The following is a 17,240-nucleotide window of genomic DNA, read 5'->3' as shown; positions in this document are numbered from 1 at the left end:
CGTACAATCATTGTCTATGGTTTTTCAGTCAAATAATAATTGAAGAAATTGACAGATTGTGAGAGTAGAATGCGTAGAAGTGGCTAGTTTAGCATGTTGTGCTATGATAATTCTCAAATGTTAATCAGACCAATTAACCTTATGCCTAATCATAAGTCCTTAATCTTAACCTCACCAAAACAGCGCCAAGGTAGTCGGTTTGAGCAGCAGGCGTGTGAGTATTTACAAACGCAAGGGTTGAGGTTGGTCGCACAAAATTGGCAACAGCCAAAGATAGGTGAGCTGGATCTGGTCATGATTGAGACAAGTTCAGCATGGTCAACACTGGTATTTATTGAAGTTCGTCAGCGCAAGTCCTCGAATTATGGCGATGCAGCACTCAGCGTGACAGCAAGCAAACAGCGCAAAGTTATTAAGACAGCGCAGTCCTTTTTGCAGCAGTATCCTGAGTATGCTCATTATGATTGCCGCTTTGATGTCATTGCTTACAACACGATGAATGAGTCAAATTCAAGAAATGAGCAGTTAGACCATCAACCAGAATGGATTCAAAATGCTTTTATAGCCAGTGCTTGGTAATAGAGTAAATAAGATAGATGCTGCCAAGTGAAGCATTTAACCACATCTGACAAGTAAGGTTCGTTACTAAAAAGCTAACCGCTGATGGCCAAAATTAAGTAAAGTAGCGGTTATAGTCAAGTTCCTATAAATTAGATACAGTATTAGCTTACAGCTACGTTTAGCTCGTCACTACTAGGTCGTGGTTTCTCCAAAATAAAAACACGACCTAGAGTAAGATTTGTTCAATTTATAAAATTGTCACAACCATGTTCTAAGAGGTAAATAATGACACGGATGCATTTGCGCACTGCTATTTTTGGTTCATCACGTCGTATTACGACTGGCATTATGATTGCTGCCTGTGTTGTCAGTACAGGTTGTGCCACCAACTATCTGACCAACAGTACAGAAGGGACTTATGGTGTGCCAATGACTGAGCGCACGATTCCGCAGCGTCTGCTCGATCGTAGTATTGAACATACTGCTAAAATCAATGTATACGGGCTAAAAGAAGACTTGCAGCAAACCAGTCGTATGGGTATCGATAGCTTCAATAGCGAAGTGCTGCTCACAGGTGAAGTGCCAACTGAAACGCTCAAAGCAGAAGTAGAAAAAGTCGTTAGCTCTATGCCGGATGTACGCCGTGTCTACAATGAGATGGAAGTGAGTGCGTCAAAAGGGTATAGCTCAACGGTTCATGATGGTTATATCACTTCAAAGCTGCTGGCCAAAATAGCCGCTAGCGATGGTGTGAGTGCCTCACAAATTAAAGCCGTTACCAATAATGGTGTGGTCTACATTATGGGTCGTATGACACCCACTCAGCAGAGTCATCTGATTGATATCGCCAATAGCACTGTTGGGGTCACCGAGTTGGTATTGCTGACAACTGTCGTTGACGATAGAGGTGTCAAAATAAATAATGATGACATCATGTACGAGAATAATTTGGCCAATCCTGCAGTAGCGCCAACTGCCCAAGATACTACTATTAGCACGGCAACGCCTATTGTCATAACGGAAGAAGAGGCCAATACTACGCAGCCGTCATCAAGCCCTTATATTGACCTTTATCAGAACCAGTAGGCACTCTAGTTCGCCAAGCGATAAATGACGTCAATCACAATAAGCCTAAATAGTAATAACAGTAAAGGCACGAGAAATCTTCAGCCAGTGGTTACTATATCAATAGTAAAAGGTAGTAGAGTCAACGCATTAGCCAACGATGATAATATCAAAAACATCATTGGCTAGTGGATAACACATTATCGCTGTTAGGCTGTTACTACTGATTGATAAATAAATATAATAGGATACTGGTCATGAAGGGTTCACAGACAAATATACAACCAAATGAAGAAACAAGCGTCATTGGTAATGTAGGCATACACAATAAACCTGCTCATAAGAAAACACGAACGTTGAGATTTGGCGGTGCGGCAATATTGGCATTGGGCAGTATCGCGTTAGCCACGCAAAACGCACAGGCATTATCGCCATTGGCTATTGTCAATGGCATTACTTCTAGTGGCGGCATTGGAGTGAGTAAGGATATCTTATATGGTGATCAGCCTTCACAAGACCTAGATATCTATTATCCAAAACCTTTAGCACAAGCAATGAAATCTCAAAGTGTTATCAATACCAGCTATCCTATGGTGGTATTTGTCCATGGTGGTTCATGGGAGAGCGGCAATAAAGAACAATATGCGTTTGTAGGTCAGAGCTTAGCCAAAGCAGGGTATGTCACCGCAGTGATTAATTACCGTAAAGCGCCTGAGCACGTCTATCCTGATTATGTCAAAGATGCAGCTCAGGCAATTGCTTGGAGTATTGAAAATGCGACCAGTCTCCATGCTGATCCGTCACGCCTAGCGGTAATGGGGCATTCTGCTGGCGCGTTCAATGCTGTTGCAGCCGTTGCCAACGAAGACTTTTTGGCGCCTTATGGTATTAAGCCAACAGATATTGCAGCCGTTATTGGGATTGCGGGTCCTTATAGCTATGATTTCCGTAAGTTCAGTAGTGCAACAGCGTTTGGCCCCAATGCCACACCTGATGAGGTGATGCCAGATCGTCAGATTAAAGGCGCGCAGCCACCGTATTTATTATTAACCGCTGAAAAAGACAAAATTGTACATGTGACGAATACAATCAAAATGACAGAAGCGTTTAAAAAAGCAGGCGTAACCGTTGAAACGGGCGAAATCGAAGGGGCCAGTCACGCAACCAGTATTGGTGCGATGGCACCGCCGCTACGCTGGGTCAATGATGTACGTGCGCAAGTATTGACGTATTTGGATAAAACGCTCAACTAGCTTATCACTATGCATATCGACGACTTTTGACCTTTTAATTGATAGAACTGTCTTAATGCTTAAACACACTTGAGTAAGACAGTACTGTAAGATATGCAAACTCTTGTTATAATGTCATCACTTTAAATCTATACCCTATTCTAAACTTTAAGGCAGACTATTCTATGAGCATGAACGCTGACGATTTGATCGCATTTTTACAGACTCACTTCCCAGACGCTTTTATTCAAGCTGCCAACCAAGGTAATAAGTTTGACGTACGCGTGGTCGATGCCAGCTTTGAAGGCAAACGCGCGGTTCAACGTCAGCAAGCAGTATATGCGTTAGTCAATGATAAGATTGCGAGTGGCGATATTCACGCACTCAATATCCAAGCGCTGACGCCTGCTGAATGGGACGTTCAATCAAAAGGCTAATCAAATAGCTGTCTATATGACTGGACATTACTGAATCGGCCATATGCATGGTTGAAAGTTGTAGTTCTGGTTTTCATAATTTTTTATACTCATCGCTAGGTTGTCACCTTTATGGATCAATTTTTAATCACTGGTAGTAGTCGTATCGCAGGGGAAGTCACCATCTCAGGCGCCAAAAATGCCGCTTTGCCGTTACTCGCAGCTATGATATTGGCTGAGACGCCAACGACACTGCATAACGTGCCGTCACTACAAGACGTGCGAACGTTGATTGAATTGATCGGTGGCATGGGTATCAAAATCCAAAAGCAAGATGATACGGTCACTTGTGATACCAAGAGTATCGATAACTTTTATGCCCCGTATGATTTGGTCAAAACCATGCGCGCGTCAATCTTGGTACTAGGGCCGTTACTGGCACGTTTTGGCGAAGCTGAAGTCTCATTGCCAGGTGGCTGCGCGATTGGTTCACGCCCTGTTGATCAGCATCTAAAAGCTTTTGAAGCGATGGGTGCCGAAATCAGCGTAGAAAATGGCTATGTAAAAGCTCAAGCGCCAAAAGGTGGCAAGCTATTAGGTTGTAATTTCTCATTTGATATGATCACTGTTGGTGGTACTGAAAACGTCATCATGGCAGCAGCATTGGCCAAAGGCACAACTGTCTTAGGCAACTGTGCGTTAGAGCCAGAAGTGGTTGATTTAGCAAACATGTTGGTTGCGATGGGTGCCAAAATAAGCGGTATCGGTACATCAACGATGACCATCGAAGGGGTAGAGCGTCTACACGGCTGTGAATACTCAGTTGTCCCTGACCGTATCGAAACAGGCTCATACATTGCTGGTGCCTTGATGACACGTGGTGACGTATTGACCAAAAAAACATCTGCTCTATTATTGACGCCAGTGCTAGAGAAATTCGAAGATATGGGTGCAACTATCACGAGCGGTGATGATTGGATTCGTGCGCAGATGAAAGGTCGTCCAAAGGCAGTTGATATCCGTACACAGCCACATCCTGGTTTCCCAACGGATATGCAAGCTCAGCTTATGGCTATTGCTTGTTTAGCGGATGGTACAAGTACTTTTATCGAAAACATCTTCGAAAACCGCTATATGCATGTACCAGAGCTCAATCGTTTGGGCGCGTCTATTCAGGTTGACGGTCACACTGCGGTAGTAAGAGGTGTGGAAAACTTTACTGCAGCGCCAGTAATGGCGACGGATTTACGCGCGTCTATGTCATTGGTAATGGCAGCGGCGACCGCTGAAGGCGAGAGTTTGATTGACCGTATTTATCACATCGATCGTGGTTATGAGCATGTTGAAGACAAGCTGCGTAGCTTAGGCGTGAACATCGAGCGTATTAATACCAACGCTTAATATTGATTGACTCAATATCGACTGTTACCCATATTACGTTATAAATTAAAAACTCCCCTTTCAATAGGGGACTGCACATGGACACGATGTCATTATGACTGAGACAAGCAAATCTTTACCAGCCAGCGGTTTATTAAACGAAGTAAACGATGAGTTTTCAGGTCTAACCTTGGCTTTATCAAAAGGCCGTATTCTAGAAGAGACCATGCCGCTGCTACGTGCAGCTGGCGTTGATCTTTTAGAAGATCCTGAAGCGTCACGTAAACTGATTTTTCCGACCTCAAATCCAAATGTACGTGTATTGATTTTGCGTGCCAGCGATGTGCCGACCTATGTCGAACATGGCGCTGCTGACTTTGGGGTGGCGGGTAAAGATGTGCTGCTTGAGCATGGTGCCAATCATGTTTATGAATTACTCGATTTGCAGATTGCTCAATGCAAACTGATGACTGCGGGTGTGAAAGATGCACCACTACCAAATCGTCGTCTGCGTATCGCGACCAAATATGTCAATGTCGCTCGTGCTTATTTTGCGAGCCAAGGTCAGCAGGTTGATGTCATCAAACTTTACGGTTCGATGGAGCTTGCGCCGTTAGTCGGCTTGGGCGATCTGATTGTCGATGTGGTCGACACAGGTAATACATTGCGCGCCAATGGACTTGAAGCCCGCGATCACATTTGTGATGTTTCATCACGTCTGATCGTCAATCAAGTGAGCTACAAGCGCAAATTTGCACTACTAGAACCAATCTTAGATAGCTTTAAAAATAGTATCGCCAACAGCTAATTATCCAGTGCAAGTCATTGGTAAAATAAAGCACGGTTATACAAATTTTTAAACCAGTTTAGCAGGCTATGAGTGACGTAGCGTGCTAAACTGGTTTTGTTGTCTTAGCTTGCGAAAACATAAAATCATCGTAAAATTCAGACAAGAAGACATAGAATAAGTCACAATGCTTTGAAAGATAAACCCACTTTACTCAGTTCCAAACCGTTCATTTTTAGCACTACTTTATGCTCAGATATAGGATTAGGTCATGCGCCAGTTAAGTACCCAAAATGCCGATTTTGATAGTCAATTGACACAGTTGCTTGCCTTTGAAACAGTCAACGATGCCGAACTACTACATACCGTCGATGATATCATCGCCCAAGTACGTGCTGATGGTGATAACGTCGTATTGGCATTGACTCAGCAGTTTGACCAGCATCCAGCAACGTCGATGCAAGAGTTAGAGTTGTCTAAAGAAGCGCTTGCTGAAGCGTTTGCCAATCTTGATGAGAAAGTAAAGTTAGCGTTGACCACAGCCGCGACTCGGGTACAGACATTCCATGAGCGCCAAGTACAAGAAACATGGCAGTATGAGGATGAGCTAGGCAACCGATTGGGTCAAAAAGTTACACCACTTGATCGCGTTGGGATTTATGTACCGGGAGGTCTGGCCTCATATCCTTCTTCAGTATTGATGAATGCTATTCCTGCTAAGGTGGCTGGCGTCACTGAAGTTATCATGGTCGTACCAGCGCCTAAAGGTGTGCTTAATCCGTTAGTATTGGCAGCGGCCCATCTGGCTCAAGTCGATCGCGTCTTTACCATTGGTGGCGCTCAGGCAGTAGCAGCCTTGGCCTATGGCACTGAAACGATTCCAGCCGTGGACAAAATTACAGGACCAGGCAACAAATATGTCGCCGCAGCCAAACGCGCGGTATTTGGTCAAGTTGGCATCGACATGATTGCTGGACCTTCAGAAGTATTGGTATATGCAGAAGGCGAAGCACAAGATAGAGCGGACTGGCTAGCGATGGATCTATTGTCTCAAGCTGAACATGATCGTATTGCACAAGCTATCTTTGTGACGACTAGCGAAGAGCAGCTCAACGAAGTAGCACTTGAGATAGAAAAAGCACTGTCTGAACTGCCAAAAGCAGATATCGCGCGTGACTCATTGCAGAACCGCGGCGCACTGATTTTGGTAAAAGATCGTAGCGAAGGTATGGCACTTATTAATCGTATCGCTCCTGAACATTTAGAGTTATCTGTTGATAATCCTGACGCACTGTTGAACGATATTCGTCATGCCGGCGCTATCTTTATGGGTCGTCATACGCCTGAAGCTATTGGAGATTACTGTGCAGGACCGAACCATGTACTGCCAACATCAGGCACAGCGCGATTTTCTTCGCCGTTAGGTGTTTACGATTTTCAAAAGAAATCATCTATCATTTATTGCAGTGAATCTGGCAGTAAACCTTTGGCTGAGACAGCAGATATTTTGGCGCAGCGTGAGGACTTAGAAGCCCATGCGCGTTCTGCACGTTATCGTTATCAGTAGTTTTATTTTGAATTTTTAGCTTTTACTTTTGATATTTATTTTTAATAGTCTTTGTGGCTAATAGTAGGATAATTTATGAGTGAGTCAAAGATAGACACCAGACTGTGGTCGTCTAAAGCGCGCAACTTGTCACCTTATATTCCAGGTGAGCAGCCGCAACACGACAATCTATGCAAACTAAATACCAATGAAAACCCATTTCCACCCTCGCCAAAAGTAGGGCAGGCTATTGCCAAGGTTTTAGAGCAGCAAGCTGATGAACTACGTTTGTATCCTGCTCCTGAATCTAATGACCTACGTGCTGCATTGGCACAGTCATACAACCTTGATATCAATCAAGTATTCGTTGGTAATGGTTCGGATGAAGTCTTGGCTTTAGTCTTTGCGAGTTTCTTTTTAAAAGAGCGTCCGCTGCTATCACCTGATATTGGTTATAGCTTCTATCCTGTATATGCGCAGACGTTCGGTGTAGAGCTTGTACAGATTCCTCTAGAAGAAGATTTTAGCATTGACCCTGATGCTTATCGTCAGCCTTGTAGCGGTATCATCATCGCTAATCCTAATGCACCAACAGGCTTACTGCTGTCACTTGCTGATATTCGTAAGCTTGCAAGTGAGCATTCTAATGCGGTCATTGTGATTGATGAAGCGTATATTGATTTTGCTCAGATAGACGAGAGCAATGCAGATGCTCCAGTCTCAGCAGTTAGCCTAATTAATGAGTGTGACAACGTTATCGTGACCCAAACCTTCTCAAAATCACGTTCTCTTGCTGGATTGCGCGTTGGTATGGCCTTTGGCAATGCATCGTTGATTGAAGCACTAACACGGATGAAAAATAGCTTTAACAGCTATCCACTGGATAAGTTGGCTCAAGCTGGGGCGACTGCGAGTGTGTTAGATACTGAGTATTTTGAGCAGACCCGTCAGCAAGTCATTGATTTACGTACGTCGCTAACGGCAGAGTTGACTACATTGGGCTATAAGGTCCTACCGTCACATGCTAACTTTGTTTTTGCTCGTCCAAAAGATGGCGATGCAAGTGCTGTCGCGAGTGCGTTACGCGAGCAAGGCATTATCGTTCGCCATTTTGATAAGCCGCGTATTGCAGAGTACTTGCGTATTACTATCGGTACGGCAGAGCAGAACAACCGTTTAATTGATGCTCTAAAAGCCTTGCAAGTCGATGCTAGCGTTGTTGAATAATATTATATTGATAGCTTAATATAGAATATTGATAGGTGAGTCTCTTTACTCATCACGTAAAACACTATCGATAAGTCTTAAAAACAAAGCCTGCTAACGTTATGTTGGCAGGCTTTGTTTTTGCTTTAAATTAGCAATAATATTTGAGTTCGCTATCTTAGGTTTTTTGAGCCAGTACTGATAATAAGTTACCTACTTTATCTAAGCATTCTTGGTATTCAGCATCACAATCAGACGCGACTGTAATACCGCCACCTGCCCACAGGTTAACGTGTCTTTCTTTATTACAGTCATCATTCGACAAAGCATTGGCTTGCAGTGTACGAATCAAAACATTCCATTGACCACTACCATCAAAGTTCATATAACCCATAGTGCCGCAATAAGCACCGCGTGGCGTAGATTCCAGTTCAGCGATGATTTCGACAGCGCGTTTTTTTGGTGTGCCAGTGATAGAGCCAGCAGGCAAACTACCAAACAATACAGCCAATGGATGAGCATCAACTTTTAGCTCAGCGGTAATAGTACTGACCATATGATGCACGTTGCTAAAGCTTTCAATCGCAAATAATTGCGGTACTTTCACACTACCAATTTTGGCGTATTTGCCCAAATCATTACGCAGTAAATCTACAATCATGACATTTTCGGCACGGTCTTTTTCGCTATTGACCAGTTGCTGCTTATACACTTCATCTTGCTCGTTAGTACCACCTCGCGGCATGGTTCCCTTGATAGGTTTGGTGCAAATAGAGTGTTTGCCAGTGTCGATTTCTCTAGTGAATGTAAAAAACAACTCAGGTGAGCAGCTCAACAATTCAAAATGATTGCTGTCTGCGACAAAGCTGTTGCTTCTATTTAGGTAATCACCATCATTACGAGCAACGCTCACATATCCTGCAAAAGGCGCTTTTGTATTGCGATATAGCGCAGGCAAATAGTCAATAAGCGAAAAGGCTGATTGAACATCGTTATTTTCACGCGCTAAACTGCCAGACCATTTCTGTGTCAGGTTTATCTGATAGCAGTCACCTTGCTGTAGATAATCTTGTGTGCGATTAAATGCTTGTTGATAATCAAGCTTACTCCATCGCGGACTTAAAACTAGGGGGGTGATGTTTGATACATTTTTAAACTGTGACTGATTGAGGTGTTTATCAGACAGTTTTTGATCCAGTTCATCTAGGTAAGAGGTAAGAGTATTTATAAGAATATCGTTTGTCTCATGATCGGTATTCTCAGAAGCATCATTGTTAGTTAGATGACTCTTTAACATCCAACCTGTATCAGCATATGCTGTAGGCGTTAGATAAATATCATAATGTCCCAACGAGGCACACGGCTGCATTGCCAATTCAATTCTATCGGCAGGACTTAGTTCGAGAGCTGCAATATCATAACCAATAAAACCGATTAGCCCGTGATAATAACTGGGTTTTGGGATTTCTTCGTTATTGATATATGACGTATTATGATTAGCTTCTTGAGCATTGCTATAAGCAATCAGCTCCTCTTGCCACTCTAGATAGCTTATATATGCTGTCGTACTAGCATAACTATTATTATCGCTATTTACATCAGTATCGTGACTTAAGTCAGTATTGCGAAAACTTTTAATCACTTTATAAATACTAGGTAAACTATTAAGAGCTTGCTTATCATTGAGATAAATAGACCAGCTGACTTTTGGGAGGAAACCGATTACTGGTCGACCATCATTATTAAGCCAAACAAGTTGCCAGTTTGCCTTAATATCTTGAGCGAGCAAGTGACGTTGTAGCTGCGGTATCAGCTCTGCAGCAGATAAGTCACCAAAACGCCAGCTAGGTTTGCTAGCTGGCGATGGCGCAGAATCTGTCTGCTCAGTTGCATTGTGGTTTGATACAAGCATGGGTTAAGCGTCAAACTTTTTGATAATTAGCGTAGCGTTAGTACCACCAAAGCCAAAGCTATTACTCATCAAGGTTTCAAGATTTGCTGCACGCATTTCGGTGACGATATCGAAACCTTCAGCAGCAGGATCTAAGTTATCAACATTGATACTTGGAGCGATAAAGCTGTCCTGTAGCATCAGTAGACAATAAATCAGCTCTTGTGCACCAACAGCGCCCAAGCTATGGCCTGTCATTGATTTGGTTGAGCTGATAGCAGGTACTTTACTGACGTCATTATCAAATACTTTAGCAATCGCTTTAAGCTCAGTAATATCGCCCAGCGGTGTACTAGTACCATGGCTGTTGATGTAATCAACACTTTCTAGGCCCGCTTCGGCCAAGGCTTGTTGCATACAGCGAACAGCACCTTCACCGCTTGGCGCAACCATTTCTGCACCATCAGAGCTGGCACCATAGCCCACGATTTCAGCCAAAATATTGGCACCACGTGCTTGGGCATGCTCCAGACTCTCTACAACAACCATCGCGCCCCCAGCAGCAATTACAAAACCGTCACGGTCTTTGTCATAAGCTCTTGAAGCAAGTTTTGGTGTGTCGTTATACTGAGTACTAACTGCGCCCATGGCATCAAACATACAAGACTGTGTCCAATGCTCAGCTTCACTACCACCAGCCAATACCACATCGGCTTTACCCAATTGGATGAGCTCAGCAGCATGACCGATACAGTGTGTTGAAGTCGCACAGGCAGAGGCGAGCGAGTAGGAGACGCCTTGGATTTTGAGACCGGTTGCTAAAGCAGCTGATACTGAGCTGCCCATTGTCTTTGGTACTGCCATTGCGCCGACACCGCGTAGACCTTTTTCGCGCATAGCATCGATAGCATTGACGATATTTTCTGTTGATGCGCCGCCCGAACTTGCCACTACACCCACTCGTGGGTTGTTATTGATAGTATCAAGTGACAGGCCAGAGTGCTCAATCGCATTTAGCGCACTAACATAAGCATAAAGACTGGCGTCACTAAAGAACCGTTTCAGCTTACGATCGATACCACTGGTATCAAGTTCTGATTGATTGATGCTACCGCTCACGTGTGATTTAAACTCGTGCTCAGCATAAGAATCATTAAATGTGATGCCAGACTGACCTTCTTTGAGGGCAGTGGTGACAGTATCTAAATCATGTCCAATACAAGAGACAATCCCTGCTCCAGTAATAACGACGCGGCGCATATGCTATTCCTTATAAGTAACGACTTGCTAGCAGTTGGTTGCAATAATCGTGGTAAATCTATATATGATGTTTAACTATGAGTTAATTCGAGCATTATAATGAAAAAATAGTCTATGTAGATAACGATAGCATGAATTTAGGTAACTAAATTCTGTTAACGATCTATCAGAGGTAATATAAATTCAGTGTACAATTATGCTCTCAGTTACGGCACATGATAACGTATCAAGCACTGAAAATCTTTGGACAAGTGTAAAATAACGACAAAATAACACTTATGACTGAGTTTTGAGTGAAGAGAAGAGAAGTAAGACTAGCTACTGACTATGGACGGAATTATACTTTAGATACAAAATTTGTGATTCTAATAACATTGTTCGCACTGACACCAGTTAAGATAACTGGCTAAAATAATAAGTTCACTATTATTAATAATAAATTATCGCATTAAAATACAACTATATTAAAAACCAACTCATCATATTAAGGACATCACGATGGCAAAGCGTAGTACTCTTTCTAAAAGCATCAATACCATTGGCTCTTTCACTCGAAACAACCTAGAGCGCGTAGGGGCTATGATTGACAGCGTAAACGCAAAAACGGGCAAACCGCGTCAATATAAAGCCGTAGATCTAGGCGATGAAGACTACCAACAAGACTTGTTTCGTGAGCAAACACTAAAGGCGACGCAGCAACTGTTAGGACCACGCTTTGCTACTTATGGTAAATATGCCAAGAAAGTCGTACCGAATAGTTTTTTTCAATCAACAGTTGATGGCGCATTTGCCCAAGTGGCCAACCTCGCTGCCAACTGGAGTCAACTAGACTTACCTAATGAACATCGTTTTGCTAACATTGCTACTTTAGATGACGAAGAGCGTTATGCGCTAGCTACTGATATTGCTAACCAAAACCGTGCACTTGCAATGATGGGTGGTTTGACGGGTTTGGCAGGTCTACCAGGTTTGCTCGCTGATACACTATGGCTATTACTGGTTTCATTACGTACGGTCTACCAGATTGCTGCTGTATATAATAAGCCGCTGACAGGTAAGCAAGGCGTCAAAATGGCGTACGAACTATTATCAAACGCTGATTTAAGCAAAATGCAAGAAAAACAAGCGCTACTAGCTGGTCTAGGTATCGGTAAAGGCTTGCTTGATAATGCTCAGAGCAATGGACTACATAGTGAACTTAAAAATCTCGGTCTAAAAAATAAAAATGTAAATTTCTATGCTGAGCAAATAGACAAAGTCGCCAGTCAAGTAGGTGTAGATTTAGATCAGATCAACTTATCATGGGTTCGTCGTTTTATTCCTGTCACCGCCGTAGCGATCGGCATGCACTATAATAGCCAATTGATTGATGAAGTGATTGGTGTTGCTCAGGCGACCTTTGCACCAGAAGCAAAATTGGCCAATCGTGCCATTACTGATGACAGCAGCAGTGAGGCTAAAGTAGAAAAGGCTAGTACTGATGAGGCGAAAAAAGACACAGAGCGCCAAGAAAAAAGCAGTGATTCAGAAAAAGCCCCTAATAAAGAAGAAACCAGTAAAGAAGAAACTAGCAGTAAAAAAGACGCAGACAAGCAAACGACTGATAAAAAAGCCAAGTAATAAACATATTATTTGCTAGTTGGGTTATAGCTTTATAAGCATGATGGTATTTATCTTAGTTTGATTGAGCAACACGACTTGAAAATTAGGATAAATACCACCACTTAGTTACTATCAAGTACCATTTCAATGTTAAACATCTTTTCTTAATGATGCTTGAGCTCACTTTGTTTGCTTTATTTATTACGCTATTTTTCGGCGAAAAATCTATAAAGTGATACAATGAGAGGCTGAATGCATATCTATCAAATGTTGTAAAGCGAAACCATTCATAAGTGGTTGAAATAGCAGCAACAACTCTTTATAATACACTGTCCTAAAAATGGGTGCCCCGAAATCTGCAATTATTGTCAGATAGATGGTGCATTGGCCCATTTTTTTGTTTTATACCAAACGGGAGAAGGATGCCTTATGGCAACAACTAACCAATTGATTCGTAAAGGTCGCAAAACCATCAAGGAAAAGTCAAAAGTTCCTGCGTTGGAAGCGTGCCCACAGCGTCGCGGTGTATGTACTCGTGTATATACTACCACGCCAAAAAAACCTAACTCTGCCATGCGTAAAGTATGTCGTGTACGTTTGACTTCAGGCTATGAAGTATCAAGCTATATCGGCGGCGAAGGTCATAACCTACAAGAGCACAGTGTTGTTCTAATCCGTGGTGGTCGTGTAAAAGATCTACCAGGTGTACGTTATCACACTGTTCGCGGTGCATTAGATTGCGCAGGCGTTAAAGACCGTAAGCAAGGTCGCTCTAAGTACGGTGCTAAGAAGCCTAAAGTTTAATAACTAAACGTTATTAACTAAGCTTTTTGCACTACCCAATAACTGTGCATGGGTTTGGTGTCAGTAGTAATATCGCTTTTATATAAATATATATCTGTGATTTGCTCTTAAAACATACCACCATGCAGTAAGGCTAACTGATAACTCGCTATTTTTTATTAAGAAATATAGTCGATGTTATGAATGTTAGACACTCCTGAAGACAAGGAAATTTATTATGCCAAGACGTCGCGTCGTTGCTGCCCGTGAGATCCTACCGGATCCTAAGTTTGGTAGCCAAACTGTTGCAAAATTCATCAACCATGTAATGAGTGATGGTAAAAAATCTACTGCTGAGCGTATCGTTTACGGTGCACTTGAGACAGTAAGTGAGAAGCGTAAAGTTGAAGATCCAGTATCTTTCTTCGAAGAAGTACTAGAAAATGTACGCCCAATGGTAGAAGTAAAAGCTCGCCGCGTTGGCGGTGCAACCTATCAAGTACCAATGGAAGTACGCCCCTCCCGTCGTACTGCATTGGCTATGCGTTGGTTAGCTGAAGCTGCTGCTAAGCGTTCTGAAAAATCAATGGCTTTGCGTTTAGCTGGCGAATTGAATGATGCTGCTGATGGCAAAGGCGCTGCTATGAAAAAGCGTGACGAAGTTCACCGCATGGCAGATGCTAACAAAGCATTCTCTCATTACCGTTTCTAAGCTACTTTTTAATAGTAGCTTGAGATTAGAGGCTCAAGCCATTTAATCTTACATTGTTGTTTATTCTATTGATTGCCGCCATCATCATTCGGTCATATATAAATGTTATTTATTGATGACTGAGGTGGCGGACATCTATTCAGATGTCTCTCTTAACAAATACAGTTTTTGCTGGAGAGCATCCCAAATTTGATGCCGCACTATTCTTAGTATTTGCTCTTTTTTTGTCCGTATTAGGCTCAATAATCAGTAAGTAATATTACGAAGCTGAACGCTTTGTCATAGAGTATGAGGTAGAGACACAATACATTATTATATACACGACTTTTCCTAGGAAAACACTATGGCTCGTAAAACTCCCCTAAAACGCTATCGCAATATTGGTATCTCAGCGCACATCGATGCTGGTAAGACAACCACTACAGAGCGTGTTTTATTCTATACCGGTGTTAGCCACAAAATTGGCGAAGTACATGATGGCGCAGCCACTATGGACTGGATGGAGCAAGAACAAGAGCGTGGTATTACTATTACCTCAGCGGCAACAACTTGTTTTTGGTCAGGTATGGCTAAACAGTTTGACGAACACCGTATCAACATCATCGATACCCCAGGTCACGTTGACTTCACGATCGAAGTTGAACGTTCTATGCGTGTACTTGATGGCGCTTGCATGGTTTACTGTGCAGTAGGCGGCGTTCAGCCACAGTCTGAGACCGTATGGCGTCAGGCGAACAAATATAAAGTACCACGTCTTGCATTTGTAAACAAAATGGATCGTGTTGGTGCTGATTTCTATCGTGTTATCGAACAGATTAAAACTCGTTTGGGTGGTAACCCTGTACCATTGGTTATTCCAATCGGTAAAGAAGATGACTTCGAAGGCGTTGTTGATCTAGTAACCATGAAAGCTATCTATTGGGACGAAGCGTCTCAAGGTATGCAGTATGATGAGCGTGAAATCCCAACTGAACTACAAGAAAAAGCAGCAGAATACCGCGAGCATCTTGTAGAAAGCGCTGCTGAAGCAAACGAAGAGTTGATGAACGAATACCTAGAAAACGGTGAATTGACTGTAGAACAAATTCACGGTGCTATTCGTCAGTTAACCATCGATAACGAAATCATCCCGCTTCTTTGTGGTACTGCCTTTAAGAACAAAGGTGTACAGAAGATGCTAGATGCCGTTATTCAGTATCTACCTGCACCAATCGACGTACCTGCTATTAAAGGTATTCTTGATGACAAAGACGAAAGCGAAGGCAGCCGTGAAGCATCAGATGAAGCACCTTTCTCAGCACTAGCGTTCAAAATCATGAATGACAAATTCGTTGGTAACTTAACCTTCGTACGTGTTTATTCTGGTGTAATGAAGCAGGGTAGCAGTGTTTATAACCCAGTTAAGATGAAGCGTGAGCGTGTTGGCCGTATCGTACAGATGATGGCAAACTCTCAAGAAGAGCTTGCAGAGATTCGTACTGGTGATATCGCAGCTCTAGTCGGCATGAAAGATGTGACTACTGGTGATACGCTATGTGATGAAGACAACGTGATCACTCTTGAGCGTATGGAATTCCCAGATCCAGTTATCTCTCTAGCTGTTGAGCCGAAGACCAAAGCTGACCAAGAAAAAATGTCAATCGCTCTTGGCCGTTTGGCAAAAGAAGATCCATCGTTCCGTGTACACACTGACGAAGAATCTGGTCAGACGATCATCAGTGGTATGGGTGAGCTACATCTAGAGATTCTTGTTGACCGTATGAAGCGTGAATTCAACGTTGAAGCAAACATCGGTGCACCTCAGGTTGCTTATCGTGAGACGATTCGTAACACTGTTGAACAAGAAGGCAAATTCGTACGTCAAACAGGTGGTCGTGGTAAGTTTGGTCACGTTTGGTTACGTCTTGAGCCACTTGACCCAGCTGGCGACACTGAATATGAATTCGCTGAAGAAGTTGTTGGTGGTACTGTACCAAAAGAATTCCACGGTGCTGTTGATAAAGGTATCCAAGAGCGCATGAAAAACGGCGTACTTGCAGGCTACCCAGTAGTTGGCGTAAAAGCGACCTTGTATGATGGTTCTTATCATGACGTTGACTCTGATGAATTGTCATTTAAGATGGCTGGTTCTATGGCCTTCAGAAAAGGTTTCTTAGCAGCTGATCCAGCGCTACTTGAGCCAGTAATGAAAGTAGAAGTTGAAACACCTGAAGACTACATGGGCGACATCATGGGCGATCTTAACCGTCGTCGTGGTTTGGTACAGGGTATGGAAGATCTACCTGGCGGTACTAAACAGATTCGTGCTGAAGTACCATTAGCGGAAATGTTTGGTTATGCCACTCAAATGCGCTCTATGTCACAAGGCCGTGCAACTTACTCAATGGAATTCCAAAAGTACGCTGAAATTCCAAAATCAGTTGCTGCTGAAATCATCTCTAAGTTCAACTCTAAAGATGATGACGAGTAAATAAAACTTACTGAAGGTGACAATATAGAGTGCGTCTGTGTATTGTCACTAAAGAATACGCCAATAACTTGTTAAAAGACTTGTTATTGGCCGCGATTTTCTTATAATATCTGCACATTAGTATGTGCAACCTTTTAACAATTATCTTAATGTGGTCAAAATCGTCTTAATAATCATATTTATATGAGTTAAGTCTTGAACCCCAAAAAAAGAGGAAATACCCATGGCAAAGGCCAAGTTTGAACGTAACAAGCCACACGTCAACGTCGGTACAATCGGACACGTTGACCATGGTAAAACAACCCTTACCGCTGCAATCGCAACCGTAG

The 17,240-nt window shown here is 42.8% G+C and carries 15 protein-coding genes; 13 read left to right on the top strand and 2 right to left on the bottom strand.

All coding sequences use genetic code 11. The features are described 5' to 3' along the window. The first annotated feature begins 93 nt into the window (after positions 1-93). The 8 genes from QL898_RS09275 to hisC all read left to right on the top strand — a co-directional run bounded on the left by QL898_RS09275 (position 94) and on the right by hisC (position 8,214). Complete coding sequence (locus QL898_RS09275) at positions 94-579, top strand: YraN family protein (RefSeq protein ID WP_201549455.1); 486 nt, start codon at positions 94-96, stop codon at positions 577-579. Between the two features lie 267 nt (positions 580-846). Further along, positions 847-1,647 (top strand): BON domain-containing protein, encoded by an 801-nt coding sequence (locus QL898_RS09270; RefSeq protein ID WP_290176592.1) that lies wholly within the window; start codon positions 847-849, stop codon positions 1,645-1,647. Between the two features lie 236 nt (positions 1,648-1,883). Continuing rightward, positions 1,884-2,879, top strand: coding sequence for an alpha/beta hydrolase (locus QL898_RS09265; RefSeq protein ID WP_290176591.1), 996 nt, complete (start codon positions 1,884-1,886; stop codon positions 2,877-2,879). 164 nt (positions 2,880-3,043) lie between these two features. After that, the gene (locus tag QL898_RS09260) at positions 3,044-3,295 is read left to right on the top strand and encodes a BolA/IbaG family iron-sulfur metabolism protein (protein WP_102091608.1); all 252 of its coding nucleotides are present in this window, start codon (positions 3,044-3,046) and stop codon (positions 3,293-3,295) included. A 111-nt stretch (positions 3,296-3,406) separates the two neighbouring features. Then, the gene (gene murA, locus QL898_RS09255; protein ID WP_290176590.1) at positions 3,407-4,675 is read left to right on the top strand and encodes a UDP-N-acetylglucosamine 1-carboxyvinyltransferase; all 1,269 of its coding nucleotides are present in this window, start codon (positions 3,407-3,409) and stop codon (positions 4,673-4,675) included. A 94-nt stretch (positions 4,676-4,769) separates the two neighbouring features. Further along, positions 4,770-5,462 (top strand): ATP phosphoribosyltransferase, encoded by a 693-nt coding sequence (gene hisG, locus QL898_RS09250; RefSeq protein ID WP_101205353.1) that lies wholly within the window; start codon positions 4,770-4,772, stop codon positions 5,460-5,462. Between the two features lie 250 nt (positions 5,463-5,712). Next, a complete protein-coding gene (hisD, locus tag QL898_RS09245) occupies positions 5,713-7,008 on the top strand; it encodes a histidinol dehydrogenase (protein WP_290176589.1) in 1,296 nt (431 codons plus the stop codon). A gap of 75 nt (positions 7,009-7,083) precedes the next feature. Continuing rightward, positions 7,084-8,214: a histidinol-phosphate transaminase gene (gene hisC / locus QL898_RS09240; protein ID WP_290176588.1), complete on the top strand. Its 1,131-nt coding sequence runs from the start codon at positions 7,084-7,086 to the stop codon at positions 8,212-8,214. Between the two features lie 157 nt (positions 8,215-8,371). Here the strand turns inward: hisC and QL898_RS09235 are convergent, their stop codons facing one another. Continuing rightward, positions 8,372-10,105 (bottom strand): anthranilate synthase component I family protein, encoded by a 1,734-nt coding sequence (locus tag QL898_RS09235; protein WP_290176587.1) that lies wholly within the window; start codon positions 10,103-10,105, stop codon positions 8,372-8,374. A gap of 3 nt (positions 10,106-10,108) precedes the next feature. Next, positions 10,109-11,344, bottom strand: coding sequence for a beta-ketoacyl-ACP synthase II (locus QL898_RS09230; RefSeq protein WP_290176586.1), 1,236 nt, complete (start codon positions 11,342-11,344; stop codon positions 10,109-10,111). A 498-nt stretch (positions 11,345-11,842) separates the two neighbouring features. Between QL898_RS09230 and QL898_RS09225 the strand changes: the two genes are divergently transcribed. From QL898_RS09225 to QL898_RS09205, 5 genes are all read left to right on the top strand, one after another. After that, positions 11,843-12,964, top strand: coding sequence for an EcsC family protein (locus QL898_RS09225; RefSeq protein WP_290176585.1), 1,122 nt, complete (start codon positions 11,843-11,845; stop codon positions 12,962-12,964). Positions 12,965-13,375: 411 nt separating this feature from the next. After that, positions 13,376-13,750 (top strand): 30S ribosomal protein S12, encoded by a 375-nt coding sequence (gene rpsL / locus QL898_RS09220; RefSeq protein WP_011281154.1) that lies wholly within the window; start codon positions 13,376-13,378, stop codon positions 13,748-13,750. Positions 13,751-13,967: 217 nt separating this feature from the next. After that, positions 13,968-14,441, top strand: coding sequence for a 30S ribosomal protein S7 (gene rpsG, locus QL898_RS09215; RefSeq protein ID WP_057761735.1), 474 nt, complete (start codon positions 13,968-13,970; stop codon positions 14,439-14,441). A 343-nt stretch (positions 14,442-14,784) separates the two neighbouring features. After that, positions 14,785-16,911 (top strand): elongation factor G, encoded by a 2,127-nt coding sequence (gene fusA / locus QL898_RS09210; protein WP_057761733.1) that lies wholly within the window; start codon positions 14,785-14,787, stop codon positions 16,909-16,911. Between the two features lie 223 nt (positions 16,912-17,134). Then, the coding region (locus tag QL898_RS09205) for a GTP-binding protein (RefSeq protein WP_087553676.1) at positions 17,135-17,240 on the top strand (106 nt) is incomplete at its 3' end.

It is taken from the genome of Psychrobacter sp. APC 3279 (assembly GCF_030407795.1).
In the GTDB taxonomy this organism is placed as follows: domain Bacteria; phylum Pseudomonadota; class Gammaproteobacteria; order Pseudomonadales; family Moraxellaceae; genus Psychrobacter.
Note: the sequence above shows the minus strand (reverse complement) of the source record. Positions and strands in the feature narration are given on the sequence as shown.